The organism is Streptomyces sp. BE303, from assembly GCF_036290945.1.
Taxonomy (GTDB): Bacteria; Actinomycetota; Actinomycetes; order Streptomycetales; family Streptomycetaceae; genus Kitasatospora.
In genome coordinates, this window is the sequence record NZ_JAQYWZ010000537.1 from 17729 (window position 1) to 36548 (window position 18820).

An 18820-nucleotide genomic window follows, 5' to 3' on the forward strand; every position below is an offset into this window, starting at 1 on the left:
GCGTCCACGCGGCACCATGGAGCCATGTCGCTCGCCCAGCTCGCCGGACTGCTCGCCGACCCGACCCGCGCCGCGTTCTGCACCGCTCTGCTCGACGGCCGGGCCTGGACCGCCGGCGAGCTGGCCCGGTACGCGGGCGTGGCCCCGTCCACGGCGAGTGAGCATCTGTCCCGTCTGATCGCCGGCGGCCTGCTGGCCGAGGAGCGGCAGGGCCGGCACCGGTACGTCCGGCTGGCCGGCCCGGCGGTGGCCACACTGATCGAGGACCTGTCGTCGTTCTCGCCCGCGACCCCGGCGTCCGGCGTCACGCTGGCCCCGACCCCGCTGTCCGCGACCCCGCGGTCCGCCCCCGGGCCGCGTTCCCTGCGCGAATCCACCCGGATGAGCGCCGAGGCCCGCGCCCGGACCTGCTACGACCACCTCGCGGGCCGGCTCGGCGTGGCGGTCTGCGACGCCGTCCTGACGCGCGGGCTGGTCGCCGAGGACTCCGGTCCGGCCCTCACCGAGCGGGGGCGGGCGTGGCTGGCCGAGCTGGGTGTGGAGCTGCCGGCCCGGTCCGGGCGCGGGGGCGGGCGCCCGGTGGTCCGCAGCTGCCTGGACTGGACGGAGCGGCGCGGGCACCTGGGCGGCGCGTTCGGAGCGGCGCTGTGCCGGACGGCGCTGGACCGGGCCTGGGTGGAACGCATCGGCTCCGGACGGGCGCTGCGGGTGACGGCGGAGGGCGACCGGGCGCTGCGCGAGCTGCTCGGGGTGGAGTTCGAGGCGCGGGAGGACCCGCTCAGCCCATCGTCTTCGCGCCGTCCAGCGACTCCCTGATGATGTCGGCGTGCCCGGCGTGCTGCGCGGTCTCGGCGATGACGTGCAGCAGCACCCGCCGGGCCGACCAGGAGGCACCCGGTTCGAACCACGGCGCCTGGGGCAGCGGGTGGGTCAGGTCGAGGTCGGGGAGGGTCGCGACCAGTTCGTCGGTCTCGGCCGCCACCCGCTCGTACGCGGCGAGCAGTCCGGCCAGGGTCTCGCCGTCGGTCATCAGGAACTGCCCTGCCCAGTCGACCGGTTCGTCCTCCATCGCGGCCGCGCCGCCGACCGCGAACCGCAGCCAGCGGGACTCCACCCCGGAGACGTGCTTGATCAGGCCGCCCAGGCACAGCTCGCTGGCCGTCGTGCGGCGGGCGGCCTGCTCGTCGGTGAGGTCGCGGACGGTGTAGCGCAGGAAGCCCCGGTGCTTGTCCAGGGTCTGGAGCAGGTCCGCACGCTCGGAGTTGCCGCTCATTCGGCCACCATCCCGGGCATGTCGCCGACGGTCGCGCCGAGGGCGATCACGCCGAACGCCGCGCCCCCGGGGTCGCCGACCGCCGCGAACCTGCCGAACGGGCTGTCCATCGGGCCGAAGTAGAGCTGCCCGCCGTGCAGGGTGATCTTGGCGACGGTCGCGTCGCAGTCCTCCACCGCGAAGTAGACGCTCACGTAGTTCGGCGCCTCGGGCGGCAGGTCGTCCGGACCGGCCTTCATCCGGCCGAGCACCGGGGCCCCGCCGATCTCGAAGACCTTGTAGTCGACCTCTTCGACGTCCATCCGCTTGACCGTGTAGGGGAAGACGGCGGGGAAGAACGCGTCGGCCCGGCCGGGCTCGCGGGTGACGACCTCGGCCCAGGTGTAGGCACCGGGGACCCCCTGCACCTCGAACCCCTCGTGGGTGCCGGCCTGCCAGACGCCGAAGACGACGCCTCCCGGGTCCTTGGCGATCACCATCGAACCGAACTCGCCGACCTGCATCGGGCCCATCAGGACCTCGCCGCCGTTGCCGCGGATCTTCTCGGCGGTGGCGGCGGCGTCCGGCGAGGCGAGGTAGAGGCACCACGCCGACTTGATCGATTCGATCGGCTGGCCGGGCATGGGCGGGACGATCGCGGCGACGGCCTTGCCGTCCACGTAGGCCTGCGTGTAGTTGCCGTACTCGGACGAGGACTCGCCGAAGGTCCAGCCCAGTACTTCTCCGTAGAAGACCTTCGCGCCCTCCAGGTCGGTGAACATCGCGTCGGCCCAACAGGGCGTTCCCTCGGGTTGCACGGTCATGGCCCAGCCCTCTCCGTGTGGCATTTCGTCCCGATTTGCCACACTAGCCAGTCCCCCGGGCGCCCGCGCGTCCACCCGGCCACGACCACCCGCGAGGCCCGCCCCGCCGCCCCGCCCGGGACGCGACGACGGCCCGCCGGGACACTCCCCGGCGGACCGCCGCGCACCGTCGTGACCGCTACCCGACCTGCGACACACCCGCGACCGGCACCGGCTGCGCACCCAGCGTGCCGAACCCGGTCGGCCCGGCCGGCACCGCACCCGGACGCGGCGCCGACTCCGCGGCGCCGCCGACCGCCCCCGCCTCCGCACGCACCACCGACGCCGACGCCGCCGGGCGGACCGCGGACGTCCCCAGCCCGGTCGGGACGAACCACGCGAACCCGGCCCGGGCGGGCTCCGGCACCACATCGCCGTCGGCCGCACCCGCCGTCACCGCCGTACCCGGCGCCGCGACACCCGCGGCAGCGGCGTCCGGAGCCACCGGCGCCACGTCTCCCGCCCCCACTTCGTCCGGGACCGGGCCCGCCTCGCTCCCGAAGTGCCGCAGCAGGTCCTCCTCCCGGTACCGGCGGCAGTCCCGGTGCCAGATCAGGATTCCGGCCAGCCAGTTCTCCAGCTCGCCGACGTACCCGTCGAGCATCGCCCGCGCGGCGGGCTCCAGCGCGAAGTCGTCGTACAGCACGGGGAATTCGTTCGCCGCCACGTGCTGGAACTGGGCCAGCCGCGAGTGCATCAGATCGTCGACGATCCGGACCGCCGCCGGGTAGTCGCAGTTGAAGAAGTTCTGCACCACCAGCACCATGTTGTGCACCTCGCCCTCGAACTGCACCTCCTTCTGGTACGAGTGGAGGTCGTTCATCATGCAGGCGTAGTCGGCAGCCGCCTTCTCCAGCGAACCCATCGGGCCGCTCTCGTAGACGGCGGGAGGGACGATCTGTCCGTGGGCCAGCCGGCAGAGGCTCATGGTGAGGTCGGACCCGAAGGTGGCCCGACGCATCTCCAGGTAGTCGACCGGGTCCGGGATCCGGTTCTGTGCCTGGTTGTTGAGCTCCCAGATCCAGCTCAGCGTCATCTCCTCGACGGCCTCGCGGAGCCGCCGCCGGGCCTCGACGGTCATCGGCCCGGCGGTCCGCGCCCAGGCGTCGGCCAGCCCGCGCTCCAGGGCGTTCCCCGGCACCGGGGCGGGCCCGCCGTCGACCGGCATGAAGTCCGAGAGCCGGGCGTTGACCGCCTTGGCGCCGGCGAGGTCCCGGGTCTGGCCGAACACCGCCGGGAAGTAGTCGTCCGCGTACGTGCCCCAGGTCAACCAGGCCGAGGTGAGGTCGAGTTGGGCGGCGCTGGCGTCCGGGTGGATGCCGGCCGAGCAGAGCGGGAAGTCGTAGTCGGCGAGCTTCTCGGCGGTCCAGATGTGCGAGGCGGGGACGCCCGGTTGGGGCTCCAGCATGCCCATCCGGCGACCCCACTCGACCGTGTTGAGCCGTGCCGCGTCCAGGTACGGGCTCAGCTCGACGGTGAACGGCAGCCTGAACTCGGGGAGCCGGGAGGGTCCGACCTCCTGGAACGGCACGTGGGTGTGCGAGCGCGCCCGCCGCACGCCGGGCTCGGCGTCGCCGTGCGAACCGCCGATCAGCCCCGTCCCCGGAGACTCCAGCGAGGCCGGCGACAGGCCCGCGATCACGGCCGCACCGGGCCCGGCGGCGGCGCGCGAAGCCGGCCCGGACCGGCTCAACGACCCCAGCTCGTCGGCGAGGTCACGCAGCGCGCCGGAGCGCAGCACGTCCAGCGCCGAGGTCCCGACGCCGCCGATCGCGAACGGGTCCCACCAGGTGGCCTTGCCCGCGGCCGCGCCGCCGCCGTTCATGTACCGGCTGGACCGCATGTGCCACTCGTGCCCGCCGGACTGCCAGTCCTGCAGACCCTTGACGTAGGCCAGCACCTTGGCGCAGCCCGCCGGGTCGAGCCCGGAGTCGGCGAACAGCTGCGGGAGTTCGGTGAACACGGTGTTCTCGAACTGCTGGAGCCGCGAGGTGAGGAGGTCGTTGACGGCCTCGGCGGCCTCCTGCGTGGTGCAGTCCAGGAACCTCTCCAGCACCAGCACGCCGTTGCTGAGTTCGCCCTCGTCCTCGACCTCCCGCTGGTACGAGAAGAGGTCGTTGCGCAGGTGGACCCCGTCCGAGAAGGCGTCCATCAGCACCCGCAGCGGACGCGAACCGGACACCTCCGCCGGCACCTCGGCGTGGGCCGCGTACTCGATCAGCCCGGCCGACCAGGGCGCGCCACCGACCTTGCGGCGCATCTCGATGTACTCGACCGGGTTGCTGACCCGGCCGGCGTTGATGTTGGCCAGCTCCCAGAGGGACTCGTTGAGGAGGTTCCGGGTGCTCTCCGCGAACCGGACCCGCCAGTCCTCGCCCATCGACGGCACGGTGCGACGCCAGAGGTCGGCCAGGCCGGCCTCGACCGGGTTGGTCGGCTCGGGCAGCGGGACACCCGGGTCGGCCGGCATGAAGAGCGGCAGCCGGTCCAGGTACGCCTTGCCGCCCTTCCGGTCGTTGGTGCGCTTGTAGATCTCCAGGAAGTGGTCGTCGAAGAAGAACACCCAGACGTACCAGTCCGTGACCAGTGACAACGCCTCGGCGGAGGCGTCGGGGTGGGTGTAGGCGCAGAGCAGTCCGTAGTCGTGGGCGTCCAGGTCGGCCTGGGTCCAGATGCCCGATCCCTCCAGCATGCCCATCTCCCGGGCCCACTCGCGGGAGTGGACCCGGGCCTGTTCGAGATGGGGGCTGAGACGCGCCGGGTGCGGCACGTAGAAGGACGGCAGTTCGAACGGCTGGGTCACCGGGCGAGCCTTTCTGGACGCGTCGACGGGGCCGACCGGCACGGCGAAACGGAGCTCCGTTGCACGGCACCGCCACCCGGTCGGCTCAGCATTACCCGTCACCGACGATCTCGACCGACGAACAGGAACAGTCATATGAGATAACCCGACCGGTTCGAACACCCGCCCAAAAACCACCCCCACACTGGATCACCTGTACGACTGATCGGCCCCACCCCAGTCATGTGCCACCGGCCCCGACGCCCCCGGTCCCGCTTCCCAGACGGCGGTCACCAAGTCCTCGTCGGCCTCGTCGTCCTCGCCTTCGTCCTCGCCGTCGGGTTCGACAGGACGGATCCGCCCCGGGGCGAAGCCCGCCGCCGAGTCCGGTGCCGGATCCGGCGCCGCCGGGCCGGGCCCGCCGAGACTCTCCAGGATCAACGCCGCCGCCTCCGGCCGGCCCACCGCCTCGGCCAACCGGGCCACCCGGTGCGTGAAGACGAGGCGTTCGGCCTCGTCGGCCAAGGCGACGTCGTTCATCAACTCGCTCAACGGCCCGATCACCGACGGCCCCCGCCCCGGCCCGCCCGGGCCCGCAGGCCCGGACGGCGACACACCTCCGCCGCTCTCCTCCGGCCCCTCACCGCGCCCGTCACCGGCCCGGGGGGCGACATCGTCCAGGAACGGGATCGCCTGCGACCCCGGCCGAGGCACCAGGTGCTGGTACAGCGCCTCGACGGCCTGGTCGTTGGCCGCCGCCGCCAGCTGAGCCAGCGGCCCGATCATGTCGACCGCTCCGCGGACCTCCTCGTCGTGCCGGGCCAGCCACCACACCACCGCGCTGCCCGGTGAACTGAGCACGTCCTCCCCGAGGTACGCCCGCTTGCTCCGCTCGTACCGCCGCTCGTGCTCCCAGACCTCCTCGGCCTTCCGGACCTCCGCGAGCTTCCCCAGCCGGTCCCGGTCCGCTTCGGACAGACCCAACCCGACCCGTCCGGCCATCGCCACCACCAACCCCGAGGTGTCGGGGCTCTGCGTGCCGAGCACGCCGTCCAGCCGGTGGCGGACGAGGTCCAGTCGACCGGGGTGCTCCCGTTCGGTCACGGCCCGCGCGCGGGCCAGGACCGTCTCGATCGCCAGGCTTCCCGGCGCGGCGTGCACCAGCCCACCCCCGTTCGGCACCGGACGCCACCAGACCGTGGCCGAGAAGACGAAGTCGTAGTCCGGCACGGCGCTCGGCAGCGCCACACCCACCACCGAGGTCTCCTGGTAGGGCAGTTCGGCGGGAGCCGCCGTGGCCGGCGGCGGCACCGCCGCCGACACGTCCGAGGGAACGTACGGCGGGACGTACGGCGGGACACCCACTGACGGCCGGACCCGCGTCGCCGTCGTCAGCAGCACCGGCAGCGCGATCCCGACGGCCAGCGCCACCCAGAGCCAGACGGGCCACCCGGCCCACGACCCGAGGGCGACGGGCACCACCGCAGCCGCGACGACGAGCGCCGCTGTCCGACCCTTTTCCATGGAGTTCACCGGGTCCTCTCCCCACTCCGCCGCGCCCGCACGGAACCCACCGGCTCGATGCCCTGCGCGATATCGATCTTCTGCCACAGCCGCGACGCCATCTCCGCCCGCTGAATCCGGACCTCCGCCGGCTGCACGGCGGCGGTCCAGGCGAAGGCCCCCAGGTAGAGCCGGCCGAGCAGTTCGGCCCGGCCCTCTGCAACGCCCACCAAGGTGTCCAGCAGACGTTCGTCCTCCCCCGGTGGTGCCACTACGGCCGCCGCCAGCCACTGCTCCACTCCGGCACGCGACCGCGAGGACAGGTCAGACCCCACCACCCCGCGCAGACAGCGGGCCTCCACGTCGGGCTCGGTGCCGAACTCCACCGGCGTGATCAACCTCAGGAACAGTTCTGCGTCCGGCCCGCCGTCCCGGCCCGCCTCCAGCTGATCGGCCACCCGCGCCAGCAGCTTCCGGTAGAGCCGCCGGTCACGCCGGACCAGTGCGAACAGCGTGTCCCGGGCCTCGGTGACGCCGCTGCCGACGGTTCCCCTCGCAAGATGGTGCAGCCGGACCAGCGCCTGGTCCGGGTGAGTCCGGGCGAGCACCTCGGCGCAGACCCGGGCGAGCACCCGGACCGCGCTCGGCTGCAGCCCGCCCTTGGTCGACTGGTCGTAGAGCCACCCGCGGAACCCGGCGCCGTACCGTTCGTCCTCCAGCCCGAGCCGGATGACGACGTACGCCTCCTCGCCGTGCCGGGGATCGTCGGCCCACGTTCCGGCCAGCCGCTGGAGCAACGCCCACTCCCCCGTGCGCAGGCTCTGTTCCGTGAAGCGGCCGACCAGCCTGGTCCGATCGTCGACGTTCGGCATGGCCACCGGCTTCTCGACCGTCCCGGCCACCCACGTGCCGAACTGCTCTCGCAGGCCCGGAAAGTACGTCCAGAAGTGAGCTCGCACCGCGCCGTCGTAGGCCAGCGCCGTGAACCGGATCCGGCCGTCGACGACCTTCAACGGCAACTTGCCGAGCCGCTCGGCGAGATCCGCGCGCTCCAGCGGGGGCCTGCCGTCCGGAGTGTGCTCGACCATCGCGAGCAGCCGGTCGGTGTGGTGGAACACCGCATCCGCGGGCGCGCCCTCCAGCATCGCCGCCGACAGCAGGAGTGCCCGCTGTGCACCCGAGTCGAGCGCCGCCACCTGGACGGCCACGTCGTCGCTGCGGTCGCTCAGGGCGGAGAGCGTGTCCTGGAGCCACCCACGAATGCCCCGGCCGTGGCGGTCGGCCGACCGGGCCTGCCCCACCAGGACGGTCAGTCGCCGCATGTCCCGCATGGCAAGGCCACCGAGCCGCCCGGGCGGCGTCTCCGCCCGGAGGTCATCGAGGTCGAACGGTACGGCCGCACTGACCAGGTGCCGGCGGAGCACCGCCTGCTCCCTCGGCCTGCCGATCTCCAGCAGCAGCGGGTGGAGTGCGGAGTCCACCAGGGCCTCGTCGGTCGAGGGCAGCACGGCGACCATCCTGGCTCCGGCCTCCGCGATCTTGCCCCGCCACCGGAGCAGGAATCCGGCCGCACGCGCGTACTCCGCCTCGGCCAGCCCGGACAGGTTCAGCAACAGCCGCTCGCCCGGTTCCGGGTCGGGAAGCCGCTCCCGGTCGCCCGGGAGCGACGACTCCCGGAACAACCTGTCGTCGCCGCCGACCCGGTGCAGGGCCATGAGCCCGGCCGTCCGGCGTCCGTCCCCCGGCGAACCGGCCAACAGCACGGTCGCACCGGCCGACCCGAGCCTCTCGACCACCGCCCCGTAGCCGGGCGGCGGCACGAAGCACTCGGCGAGGTTCAGCCGCTGATCCAGCGCCACCTGCCAAGGCTCGGCCGTCGTCCTGCGCTCCCGATAGACGTCGGCACCGATGAAGATGTTCCCGGAGCCGCTGTGAACCGGTCCGTTCGCCGTCTCGAACCGGACGTCTCCTCCATCCTCGCTCACCGCCCACGGTCCTCGCGGTCGCCGTCACGACCGCCGAACCGCTGCTGTGCCGTGCCCCGCTCGATGTAGTTGCCGCCGTCGCCGTTGAACGTGACACGGCTGCCGTGCCGGATCTCGTTGTTCTGATCACCGCTGCCCGTGTGCAAGGGGCCGTTGGCAGTGTTGATGAACGTCCCGGAGTTGCTGACGTTGCTCACTCCGCCGTCCTGCAGATGGTGGTACTCCCGGGCCCGGACGACACCGCCGTCCGACCCGCCGGGCCCGTTGCCGATACCGACGCCGGCACCGGCGCCCGCCTCCCCGTCAGTCCGCGAGATCTGGCGCTCCGCCTCGGCCAGTTGGGGCAGTGCCTCGGCCAGATCGTCGCCGATCCGGGCGAGGTCGGCCTCAGCGTTGCGGGTGTCCAGTCGGAGGTACTGGCAATCGGCCAACTCGGCCAGTTCGGGCGGAAGATCCCGCCGATTGAGCCGGGTGGCCCGACCGATCAGCACGGGCACAACCAGGGCTCCGCTCTCGAATGCCTCGACGATCTCCCGGCGGGTCCAGTCCTCCGGGTCGTCCAGCGCGCGGAGGCCGTCGGCACTCCGGGCGTCGGCCCAGCGGTCACCGATGACGGCGACCAGCACGCTGCTGCGCCGGACGGCGGTGAGCAGTTCCTGCGGGAAGCGCCGGCCGGCCTTGATCGACTTGCTGGCGCGAAACACCCGCTCGCTGCCGAACCGCCGGGACAGTTCGCGCTCGATCAGGGCGGCGCCGGTGTCCTCGTCGATGGTGCGGTAGTTCACGAAGATGTCGGGCATGACGGATCACCTCTCCGGTGAGTGAGGGTTCGGTTCCGGCCGATGAGGCTCGGAGGAAGGCGGACAGCGGCTCTGTCCGAGGCGCGGCAGCCCTACGGCTGTCGCGGGTGGAGCGCCCCGGCGAGCGCGGGTTGCAGGTCGAGCACAGCCCGGTTGGCACGGAACCGGGTCAGCTCACGAGCCAGTCGAGCCACGTCGGTGGTGATCGTCGCCGACCTCAGCACCGTGACACTCGGGAGCAGTTCGGCCGCCAGCGCGCAGGCGTGCTCGACTTCCCCCGCAGCCGCGTGCGCGAGGGACCGCCGCAGGCCGTACCGGGCGCGACTGCGGACGGCGTGCGGGGGAATCCGCAGGCATTCGCGGTCGAGTACCTCGGCGGCCTGTGCGGGATGGCCGAGGTCGTGGAGACACCACCCGGTGACCATCGCTGCCGGATCGGCCAGATTGCCGGTGCCGAGCACGGGCTCACCCGTGCCGTCGTCGGCCGCCGCCCGTGCCAGCAACTCGCGTGCGCGGTCGAGGCTCCGGAAGCTGGCAGTGCGGTCGCCGGCCAAGGCGTGCCCCTGGGCCTCACGTTGGGCGGCGAGGCCGCGGATACGCGGCGGCAGGCGGCCGTCCTGGGCGGCGGCGACGAGTTCGACGGTCTGGGACGCGTCGCCCGCGTAGAACGTGACGAGGGCCCTTCGAACGAGCGCGTACGAGGCGAGATGGCGGTCACCGCCGGCCTCGGCCAGCTCTACCGCACGGGCCGTCCACCAGAGCGCCGACTGGTCGTCACCGGACTCCTGAGCCATCCAGCCCGCGTACTCGGCGTACCGGGCAGCCAGCGTCAGCAGTTCCGTCCGCTCCGCCGTGGCGGCCTGGACCGCGAGTTCACGCAGCGTGTGAGTCTGGACCGTGAGCATGGGCAACAGCAGCACGGGATCGACGCTCTGGCCGAGCAGTCGCATCTGGTCGAACTGCGCCCGGAAGATCCCGACCGGCGCCAGGTCCGCCGGCGCTCCGTCCGGCATCGCTCCGGCCGCGACCGCGCTGTCGCCAGGTCTCGGCGTGCCGATTCCGGCCACGCCGAGCCCCAGCACCGACGTCGCCCCGGCCGCGAGCAGTTGGCGCCGCCCGAGGCCTCCGGGCCAGCGGACGCCGTCCCGGTCGACTCGGAGCAGCGGGGACTCGTCACCGCTCGGGCCGCCGTCCACCCCCGTCTCGCGCCCGTTGGCCGTGCCGGACGGCGCCAGTACCTCCAACTCGCCACCGGCGCCGAGGCAGGCGTCGCAGCGGCGGGCCAGGTCGGGTGGCGGAACCTTGCGCCCGCATTCGATCTTGCTGAGGTGGCCCTTGCTGTAGTTGAGCAACTCGGCGAGCCGAGTGAGCGTCAGTCCGGCGGCGAGCCGCCGCCTCCGCAGCTCTGGCCCGAACTCACTGGATGCGTTCATGCCAACCCCCATTCAGAAACCGTCCGACCGGCGACTCCACCTTGGTCCGGAAGCGGCCCCATCCCCTGCCTCCGCATGAATATTGGCACGCGAAGGCAGGGGCGAGCAGGGGTTGGCGGTGTTTCCCGTTTCCTCTTTCCGAGGCGCCCACCATTGCCGATTCGACGATTATCCGGTCTGCCGACAAAGGGAATTGACGATAAGTCACTTCATGCGACCGGCCCACGCGGGGCGCCCCCCATCCGCCCCTGCCCCGGTCGAGGGTCCGGCGGGCGGGGGGCTCGGGGTCAGTAGCCGATCGTGAAGCGGCGCTGGACGAAGCGGGGCAGTTCGGCCTCGTCGACGAGGGCGACTGCGGCGTCCTCCGCGGAGATGTGACTGCGCCCGTCGGCGTCGAGGACGGGCTGGTCGCCACCGATCCGGAACCGGCCGGTGCGCTCGCCGGGGGCGATGGACTCCGCCGGACTGAAGTACGTCCAGAGCCGGTTGGAGGTGCGCAGGACGTTCAGCGCGTCCCGGTGGCCGCGCACGGCGGCGGCGTACTCCCGGGGCAGGCCGACCCCGTCGAGGGTGTCGTGCAGGAGTTCGTCCGAGTCGGCCCGGACGAGGCCCGGCTCGGCCTCCAGACTGCCGGCGCCGCCGATCACGATGAGCCGGGTGCGGGGGTGGGACTCCAGCGCCTTCAGCAGCGCCCGGGCGGCGGTGGCGTAGACGGTGGGATCGGCGATCGACCGGCGCAGGGTGTCGGCCATGTCCTGGGCGGCGTTGCCGGGCTGGTAGCCGCTGATCAGCACGTCCAGCCCGGGCAGGACGGCCGCGATGCTGCCGGCGTCGAGGACGTCGACGCTCCTCCAGTCGATGTTCTCCCGCCCCTCGCGGATCCGGGCGGCGTCCCTGCTGAACGCGGCCACCCGGTGCCCGCGCGCGAGGGCTTCGGTGACGACGCGGCTGCCGATGGTCCCGGCCGCTCCGATGACTCCGATGTGCATGGCTCTCCCCTGTTCCGGCACGTCCGACATGATTGCCATACGGCGTTGCGAAACTATACGGCGTGAAGTTTTGATACGGCAATCAGAATTGAGGCGCTGTACAGTGACCGGCGTGGAGAGCGCGACGACGAGAAGCACCCGGGGACGCCGCGAACGACTGCGGGCCGAGACGACGGCGGAGATCAAGGACGTCGCGCTGGCCCTGATGGCCTCGGGCGGACCGGACGCCATCACCCTGCGGGCCATCGCCCGGGAGATGGGCATGACCGCCAACGCCATCTACGGCTACTTCGCCACCCGCGACGACCTCGTCACCGCACTGATCGACGACGTCTACACCGCGCTGGCCGATGCCGTCGACGCCGCGTGGGCCGCCACGCCCGCCGATCCACCGGCCACCCGGATCCGCGCCTGGGCGCGCGCCTTCCGGGACTGGGCACTGGGCAATCCGGAGGGCTTCCGACTCATCTACGGCGACCCCGTGCCCGGCTACCGCGCCCCCGAGGGCGGCGCCGCACCGGACGCGGCGCACCGCGTCTGCACCGGGCTCGCCGGCCTGGCCGACGCCGCCTGGCCGCACGCCGGCCCGCGCCACGCGGACCACGCGGACCACGGGCCGGAGTCGCCCGGCTTCGACTGGTCCGACTTCGACCCCGGCCTCCTGGCCAAGGTCCGCCCGGCGTACCCCGACCTGCCGCCGGCCGGCGTGGCGCTCGCCCTTCGCATCTGGGGTTCCCTGCACGGCACGGTCTCCCTGGAGGTCTACGGGCACCTGAGCCGGCAGACCGTCAGCCCCGGAAAGCTCTTCGACCAGGAACTCGGCGCGCTCGTACGCTCCTTGGGCCTGAACCGCTGAACGAGCGAACCGCTGATCGGGCGACTGGCTGACCGGCCTAAGAGTCGACCGACCGGCGCCGCCGACCGGCACCGGAGGGGAGAGTGACGGGTGACCGATCACCCGGGCGGCGCCGGCGCTCCGCCCACCGGAGCCCGAACCGCACCCTGGGGGTACCCGTCGTGCAGTACACCGAGATCGAGCAGAAGTTCCGACTCCCCTGCCCTCCTGAGGAGTTGAAGGCGCTCCTCCTCGCCCGCGGCGCCACCCCGGGCCGCCCGAGCCGCCAGGTCGACACGTACGACAACGCCCCGCACCGGGACTTCCTCGACAACCGGGTGGTCTCCGAATGGCTCCCCGTCCGCGTCGAGGACGGCTCGTCCTCCCTCAACTTCAAGCGCTTCCACCCGCTCCCGGAGCCGGTCAAGACCCACTGCGACGAGTACGAGACGACCGTCGCCGACGCCGAGGCGGTCCGCCGCCTCCTCGACGCCCTCGACTTCGCCGAACTGACCGTGGTCGACAAGGTCCGCGAGGAGTGGCGGGCCGACGAGGTCGCCGTCGCCTTCGACACCGTGGCCGGGCTCGGCGACTTCGTGGAGTTCGAGTTCAAGGGTGACGCCGACACGGTCGAGGACGCCACCGCCCGGCTGGAGGCGTTCATCGCCTCCCTCCGCATCCCCCTGGGTCCCCGCGTCCACCTCGGCTGCCCCCACCTGGCCCTCGGCCTGGCGTGAACGACGCCGCGCGGCGGCCCCCCACCGGGGCGCCGCTGCCTCGCTCGTCGACACCGAAACAATTCCGCTGACGAACCATCCGCTTGCGCCAAGCAATCCATCCCTTCTGGCGTGTTGACGCCGTCGCCTCCTCCCCCGTCCAGCAGACTGGGCGGCGACCCGAGTCCATGCTCCGAGGAGGTCATCCCCATGAACGTCACCGTGCGGCTGGCGCAACAGCCCGAGGCCGACGAACTGCTCGGGCGGAGCCCGCTCGCCGCGCTCGTCGGAATGCTGCTGGACCAGCAGGTGCCCATGGAGTGGGCGTTCGCCGGGCCGCTCACCATCGCACAGCGGCTCGGACACAAGGACCTCGACGCGCACGAGATCGCCGCGTACAACCCGGAGGCGTTCGTCGCGCTGCTCTCCGACAAGCCGGCCGTGCACCGCTACCCGGCGGCGATGGCCAAACGGGTGCAGCAGCTCTGCCAGTTCCTGGTGGCCCAGTACGACGGGGACGCCGCCGCCCTCTGGCGGAGCGCCACGACCGGAAAGGAACTGCTCAGCCGGCTCAACGCCCTTCCCGGGTTCGGGAAGCAGAAGTCGCAGATCTTCCTGGCCCTCCTCGGCAAGCAGTACGGCGTGCAGCCGGACGGCTGGCGCGAGGCGGCGGGTACGTACGGCGAGGAGGGGGCCTTCCACTCGGTCGCCGACATCACCGGCCCGGAGTCCCTGGAGCAGGTCCGCGCCCACAAACAGGAGGTGAAGCGGGTCGCCAAGGAGGCCAAGGTGGCGGCCGACGCGAAGGCCAAGGTCCGGGCCTGAACGCCCGGACTTCCCGGTATTTCTGAACGTCCGTCACCGCCGGTGCCCGGCACTCCGACGCGAGTGCCGGGCACCGGCGGTGACGGACTTCCTCCGCCGCACCGCTCAGATCAGCAGCAGTGAGGCCGCCGCCGGCGCCATGTAGACGAGCGGGAAGGCGACGTGGGCGTAGGAGCGGGCGCGGACCACCGTGATGACGGCGCCGCCGAAGTAGAGCACCAGGCCGGTTGCCGCCAGCACCCCGACGACCGGTGCGAACAGGCCGACCAGCAGCCCCAGCGCCCCGGCGGCCTTGGCCGCGCCGAGCCAGTTCCACCACGAGCGCGGCACGCCGTACTCGGTCAGCGGTTCCACCACGAAGGCGGCGCGGGCGAAGATCGATCCGCCCGAGAAGCCCGCCATGACGGCGGCGAGGACGGTGACGACGATGAAGGCGGTGGACATCGGAGGGCTCCTCGTGCGGTGGGTGTTCGTTGCGTTCTCGCTTCCCTGACCCGCAGCACCGCGCGTGTGTGACAGCCGCGCCGAAGAAACTTTTCCGGGCCCCGCCGTCGCGCCCCACCGTCGCGCCCCGTCCGCCGATCCGGCCGCCCCGCCCCGGCGACCCACCCCGGCGACCCGCCCCGGACGGAACGCACCACCGACGGGCGCACCGGCGGACATGCCGACGGACATGCCGACGGGCCCCGGCCGCACCGCGCGACCGGGGTCCGCCCTCCTACCGGGGGGACGCTCAGACCAGCACCGGCTCCCGGGCCACTGGAGCCGCACCCCCACCCGCACCGGTGTCCGCACCGGTGTCCGCACCGGCATCCCCACCCGACGCCTTTCGCGCCGGCATCGCGAACATCAGCAGGAACGCCACCACCAGCACGCCCAGCACCCACCACATCGCGTGCACGAACGCCGCCCCGAACGCGTCCCCGACCGAGGGGGCCGCAGCCGGCACCGCCCCGAAGAACGCCACCGAGACCAGTCCGAGCCCCAGGGCCAGCCCGACCTGATTCACCGTGTTGATCAGCCCGGACGCCGACCCGGCGTGCTCGCGGGGCACCTCCGCCAGGACCGCGTCCGTGATCGGCGCGACGATCAGGCCCATCCCCGCGCCCATCACCACCAGCGGCAGGGCCATCTGCCAGGGCGTGACCTCCGTGCCGTACCGCTCGGCCTCACCGATGTAGAGCAGCACGCCGGCCGCCATCACCAGCGCCCCCGCCTGGAGCACCTTCCGCCCGAACCGCGGCACCAGCTGCTGCACCGAGATCCCGGCCGCGGTCGACACGGCGAGCGAGAACGGGATGCCCGTCGCGCCGGCCTTCAGCGGGCTCCAGCCGAGCCCCAGCTGCATGTAGAGCGTCCAGACCAGGAAGAAGATCCCGGAGACCACCCCGAAGGTCAGCTGCACGCCGATCCCGGCGGCGAAGCTCTTGACCCGGAACAGCGACAGCTCCACCAGCGGGGAGCCGTCCCGCCGTGCCTTCACCCGCTCGTAGGCGACGAACAGGGCGAACACCGGCAGGCTGCCGGCCATCGTCAGGTACCCCCAGAGCGGCCAGCCGGCCTCCCGGCCATGGGTCAGCGGGTAGATCAGCATCAGCAGTCCGGCGCTGGCCAGCGCCACACCGACCAGGTCGAGCTTCAGGGCCCGTTCGGCCTTCGACTCGCCGATGAAGGCCCGGCCGAGCAGCAGTCCGGCCACGCCGACCGGCAGGTTGATCAGGAAGATCGGCCGCCAGCCCAGCCCGAACAGGTCCCACTCCGTCAGTACCGCACCGATCATCGGACCGGTGACCGCGCCCAGCCCGATCACCGCGCCGTACAGGCCGAACACCTTGCCGCGTTCCTCCGCCGGGAAGGTCGCATGGACGATCGACAGCACCTGCGGCACCATCAGCGCCGCCGTCCCGCCTTGCAGGATCCTCATCGCGACCAGCATCTCGGCCCCGCCGGCCAGGCCGCACAGTGCCGAGGCGAGCGTGAACCCACCCATCCCGATCAGGAACAGCCGCTTCCGACCGTAGATGTCACCGAGTCGACCGCCGGTGATCAGGCCGATCGCGAAGGCCAGCGCGTACCCGCCGGTCACCCACTGCACGGCGGAGAACGACGCTCCCGTCGACTCCTGGATGCTCGGGATCGCGATGTTCACGATCGTGACGTCCACCAGGTCCATGAACGAGGCCGTCATCACGATCGCCAACGCGATCCACCTCCGCCGGTCCGCCGCCCGGTCCGAAACCGTTCCCACTGCCTGCTCCTCGTCGCCGTTCCTCCACACGTCGACGACATTAGGAGGCATCTAGGCCAGATCCTGTCCTGGACTTCCGGCACCCTGGATGCCATGACCGACACTCCGGCACGACTCCTGAGCCTGCTCTCCCTCCTCCAGACCCCCCGTGAGTGGCCCGGCAGCGAACTGGCCGGGCGCCTCGACGTCAGCCCCCGCACCATCCGCCGCGACATCGACCGGCTCCGGGAGCTCGGCTACCCGGTCGAGGCCACCATGGGCCCGATCGGCGGCTACCGGCTGGTCGCCGGCACCGCGATGCCGCCGCTACTGCTGGACGACGAGGAGGCGGTGGCCATCGCCGTCGGTCTGCGGGCGGCGGCCGGACACGCCGTGGTCGGCATCGAGGAGGCCTCGGTCCGCGCCCTCGGCAAGCTGCTCCAGGTGCTGCCCTCGCGCCTGCGCCACCGGGTCGCCGCCCTCGACAAGGCCACCCTCCCGTTGCTCAGCGGCGACGGGCCGACCGTCGACCCCGAGGACCTCACCGTGCTCGCCAACGCCGTCGCCAACCGCGAACGCCTCCGCTTCGGCTACCGGGCGGGCGACGGCGCCGAGACCCGGCGCCAGGTGGAGCCGGACCGGCTGGTCTCGGCCGGCCGCCGCTGGTACCTGGTCGGCTTCGACCTCGACCGCGACGACTGGCGGATCTTCCGGGTCGACCGGCTCGCCGACCCCTTCGCCACCGGCGCCCGGTTCACCCCGCGTCCGCTCCCCGCCGAGGACGCGGCCGCCTACGTGGCGGAGAAGCTGCGCCGCCTCGCCCCGGTCTACACCCTGGACGCCACCCTGCACGTGCCCGCCGCCGAGGTCGAACGCTGGCTGAGCCACAACGGCGACTCCGAGGTCGAGGCCGTCGACGACCGGACCTGCCGGCTGCGTTCCCGCGCCGACTCCCTGGAGTGGCTGGCGATGCGCCTGCTGATGCTGGGCTGCGAGTTCGAGGTGCACGAGCCCCCCGAGATGCACGCCCACCTCCGCGCCCTCGCCGGCCGGGCCGCCCGCGCGGCCGACGCCGGCCACTGACCCCGGACCCACCCGGGCCCCGGGCACCGACGCACCCGGAGCCGCCGGAACGCGGAACGCCGCCGCCCGCAGACGAGCGGGCGGCGGCGACAGCGCAGCAACAGCAACAGCAACAGCAGGGAGAACAGGACGGAACGGAAGACCGCTCAGATCCCGTACTCGGCGGTGAGCACCGCGCGGGCCAGGGTGTGGAAGGTGATGTTGAAGCCGATCTGGGCCGGCGGGAGGTCGGCGGCGACGTCCAGGGCGTCCACGTCCAGCGCGTGCACCGCGAAGGCGTAGCGGTGGGCCGGGCCGGGCGGCGGGGCGGCACCGTCGTACTTGTTGCCGGGGAAGTCGTTGCGGCCGTGGAAGGAGTTCCCGCCCGGCAGGTCGGCGTCCGAGGAGCCGGCGCCGCGCGGCAGGCCGGTCGTGTCGGCGGGCAGGCCGAGGGCCAGCCAGTGCCACCAGCCGGAGCCGGTCGGCGCGTCCGGGTCGTAGCAGGTGACGGCGATCGACCGGGTGCCCTCGGGCAGGCCGGACCACGCCAGCTGCGGCGAGAGGTTGCCCCCGGCGTGGATGAACTCCTCGGCCAGCGTGCCGCCTTCGGTGATGTCCTCGCTGGTCAGCTCGAAGGACGGGACCTGCGGAAGGAACTCGTACGGGAGCGGGGGACGAACACTCATGGGGCGGGTCACCTCTCGACGAGCCGGGAACGGCCCCGACCGGGGCGCGGGTTGATCGACGCGATTCACCTTAGTGGGGTGACCGCGGCGGTGGCCCGGCCCTACAGTCGGAGTCATGGCCCCGCGATTCACCCGTCTGCTCCGCGACTCCCGCCTCGCACTGTTCACGATGCTCGGCGTACTGGCCGTCATCTGGGCCGTCCAGGTGGCGAACTGGCTCGACGACTACCGGCTCTCCTACGAGTACGGCATGAGCTCCGGACGGCTGGACGAGCTGCCGGACATGTTCACCATGCCGCTGCTGCACTTCGGCTGGGACCACATCCAGGCGAACTCCTGGCCGCTGTTCGCCTTCGGCTTCCTCTCCGCGTACCGGGGGGTCAAGCGGTTCCTGCTCGCGACGCTGCTGATCGTGGTCGCCGGCGGGCTCACCGTCTGGCTCTTCGAGCGCCCGGACGCCGTGACGGCCGGGGCCAGCGGCCTGGTCTACGGGTACTTCGGCTACGTGGTGCTGCGCGGGATCTTCGACCGCAACCTGGTGGACACCACCATCGGCGTGGTCGTCGGCGCGCTGTACTCGTACCTCCTGCTGGGTGTCCTGCCGAGCGCCCAGGGAGTCAGCTGGCTCGGCCACCTCGGCGGGCTGATCGGCGGGCTCGCCGGCGCCTGGCTGCTGCGCGACCGGGCCCCGAAGGCGGCTGCCGCCCCCACGCCCGCACCCGCCGGACCCGCCGGACCCGGCTCCGCCCTGCTCAGGGAACTCGACGACCTGGGCATCTAGCCGTACCGGCCGGTCACGTCAGGTATAGACCATTCCCCTCACTGCGGTTAGCGTGAGCAGGCACCTTGCCCCCTGCTCCGG

The 18820-nt window shown here is 72.5% G+C and carries 17 protein-coding genes; 6 read left to right on the forward strand and 11 right to left on the reverse strand.

Going from position 1 to position 18820, the window contains the following annotated elements:
• The first annotated feature begins 24 nt into the window (after window positions 1-24).
• The gene (locus PUR56_RS11130) at window positions 25-816 is read left to right on the forward strand and encodes an ArsR/SmtB family transcription factor (protein ID WP_329948765.1); all 792 of its coding nucleotides are present in this window, start codon (window positions 25-27) and stop codon (window positions 814-816) included.
• Here PUR56_RS11130 and PUR56_RS11135 read toward each other — a convergent pair.
• From PUR56_RS11135 to PUR56_RS11170, 8 genes are all read right to left on the reverse strand, one after another.
• Window positions 779-1273, reverse strand: coding sequence for a DinB family protein (locus PUR56_RS11135; RefSeq protein ID WP_329884962.1), 495 nt, complete (start codon window positions 1271-1273; stop codon window positions 779-781). The two genes, PUR56_RS11130 and PUR56_RS11135, sit on opposite strands and share 38 nt — an antisense overlap.
• Window positions 1270-2076, reverse strand: a complete 807-nt coding sequence (locus PUR56_RS11140) for a VOC family protein (RefSeq protein WP_329884961.1) — start codon at window positions 2074-2076, stop codon at window positions 1270-1272. The genes PUR56_RS11135 and PUR56_RS11140 overlap by 4 nt, the downstream gene beginning before the upstream one ends.
• A gap of 178 nt (window positions 2077-2254) precedes the next feature.
• Window positions 2255-4918 (reverse strand): terpene synthase family protein, encoded by a 2664-nt coding sequence (locus tag PUR56_RS11145; RefSeq protein ID WP_329948766.1) that lies wholly within the window; start codon window positions 4916-4918, stop codon window positions 2255-2257.
• Window positions 4919-5107: 189 nt separating this feature from the next.
• Entirely contained in the window at window positions 5108-6430 is a 1323-nt protein-coding gene (locus PUR56_RS11150) for a hypothetical protein (RefSeq protein ID WP_329948767.1), read from the reverse strand.
• Window positions 6427-8385 (reverse strand): hypothetical protein, encoded by a 1959-nt coding sequence (locus PUR56_RS11155; RefSeq protein WP_329948768.1) that lies wholly within the window; start codon window positions 8383-8385, stop codon window positions 6427-6429. Before PUR56_RS11155 ends, PUR56_RS11150 begins: the two co-directional genes overlap by 4 nt.
• The gene (locus PUR56_RS11160) at window positions 8382-9185 is read right to left on the reverse strand and encodes a toll/interleukin-1 receptor domain-containing protein (RefSeq protein WP_329948769.1); all 804 of its coding nucleotides are present in this window, start codon (window positions 9183-9185) and stop codon (window positions 8382-8384) included. The genes PUR56_RS11155 and PUR56_RS11160 overlap by 4 nt, the downstream gene beginning before the upstream one ends.
• A gap of 92 nt (window positions 9186-9277) precedes the next feature.
• The gene (locus PUR56_RS11165) at window positions 9278-10618 is read right to left on the reverse strand and encodes a helix-turn-helix domain-containing protein (RefSeq protein WP_329948770.1); all 1341 of its coding nucleotides are present in this window, start codon (window positions 10616-10618) and stop codon (window positions 9278-9280) included.
• 287 nt (window positions 10619-10905) lie between these two features.
• Window positions 10906-11646 (reverse strand): NAD(P)-dependent oxidoreductase, encoded by a 741-nt coding sequence (locus PUR56_RS11170; protein WP_329948771.1) that lies wholly within the window; start codon window positions 11644-11646, stop codon window positions 10906-10908.
• A gap of 73 nt (window positions 11647-11719) precedes the next feature.
• On the opposite strand from PUR56_RS11170, the gene PUR56_RS11175 reads away from it, so the two are divergent.
• The 3 genes from PUR56_RS11175 to PUR56_RS11185 all read left to right on the forward strand — a co-directional run bounded on the left by PUR56_RS11175 (window position 11720) and on the right by PUR56_RS11185 (window position 13983).
• A complete protein-coding gene (locus PUR56_RS11175) occupies window positions 11720-12463 on the forward strand; it encodes a TetR/AcrR family transcriptional regulator (protein WP_329948772.1) in 744 nt (247 codons plus the stop codon).
• Between the two features lie 161 nt (window positions 12464-12624).
• Window positions 12625-13179, forward strand: coding sequence for a class IV adenylate cyclase (locus tag PUR56_RS11180; RefSeq protein ID WP_329948773.1), 555 nt, complete (start codon window positions 12625-12627; stop codon window positions 13177-13179).
• Window positions 13180-13368: 189 nt separating this feature from the next.
• On the forward strand, window positions 13369-13983 hold the full coding sequence (locus PUR56_RS11185) for an HhH-GPD-type base excision DNA repair protein (protein ID WP_329948774.1): 615 nt from the start codon (window positions 13369-13371) through the stop codon (window positions 13981-13983).
• 105 nt (window positions 13984-14088) lie between these two features.
• On the opposite strand, the gene PUR56_RS11190 is transcribed toward PUR56_RS11185, so the two are convergent.
• Both PUR56_RS11190 and PUR56_RS11195 read right to left on the reverse strand, forming a co-directional pair.
• Entirely contained in the window at window positions 14089-14427 is a 339-nt protein-coding gene (locus tag PUR56_RS11190) for a DoxX family protein (RefSeq protein ID WP_329948775.1), read from the reverse strand.
• A gap of 289 nt (window positions 14428-14716) precedes the next feature.
• Window positions 14717-16171 (reverse strand): MFS transporter, encoded by a 1455-nt coding sequence (locus PUR56_RS11195; RefSeq protein ID WP_329948788.1) that lies wholly within the window; start codon window positions 16169-16171, stop codon window positions 14717-14719.
• A gap of 153 nt (window positions 16172-16324) precedes the next feature.
• Here PUR56_RS11195 and PUR56_RS11200 point away from each other — a divergent pair, with 153 nt between their 5' ends.
• Entirely contained in the window at window positions 16325-17293 is a 969-nt protein-coding gene (locus PUR56_RS11200) for a helix-turn-helix transcriptional regulator (RefSeq protein WP_329884950.1), read from the forward strand.
• A 146-nt stretch (window positions 17294-17439) separates the two neighbouring features.
• Here the strand turns inward: PUR56_RS11200 and PUR56_RS11205 are convergent, their stop codons facing one another.
• Window positions 17440-17958, reverse strand: coding sequence for a YbhB/YbcL family Raf kinase inhibitor-like protein (locus PUR56_RS11205; protein WP_329884949.1), 519 nt, complete (start codon window positions 17956-17958; stop codon window positions 17440-17442).
• A 115-nt stretch (window positions 17959-18073) separates the two neighbouring features.
• On the opposite strand from PUR56_RS11205, the gene PUR56_RS11210 reads away from it, so the two are divergent.
• Complete coding sequence (locus PUR56_RS11210; RefSeq protein WP_329948776.1) at window positions 18074-18739, forward strand: rhomboid family intramembrane serine protease; 666 nt, start codon at window positions 18074-18076, stop codon at window positions 18737-18739.
• Window positions 18740-18820 lie beyond the last annotated feature (81 nt).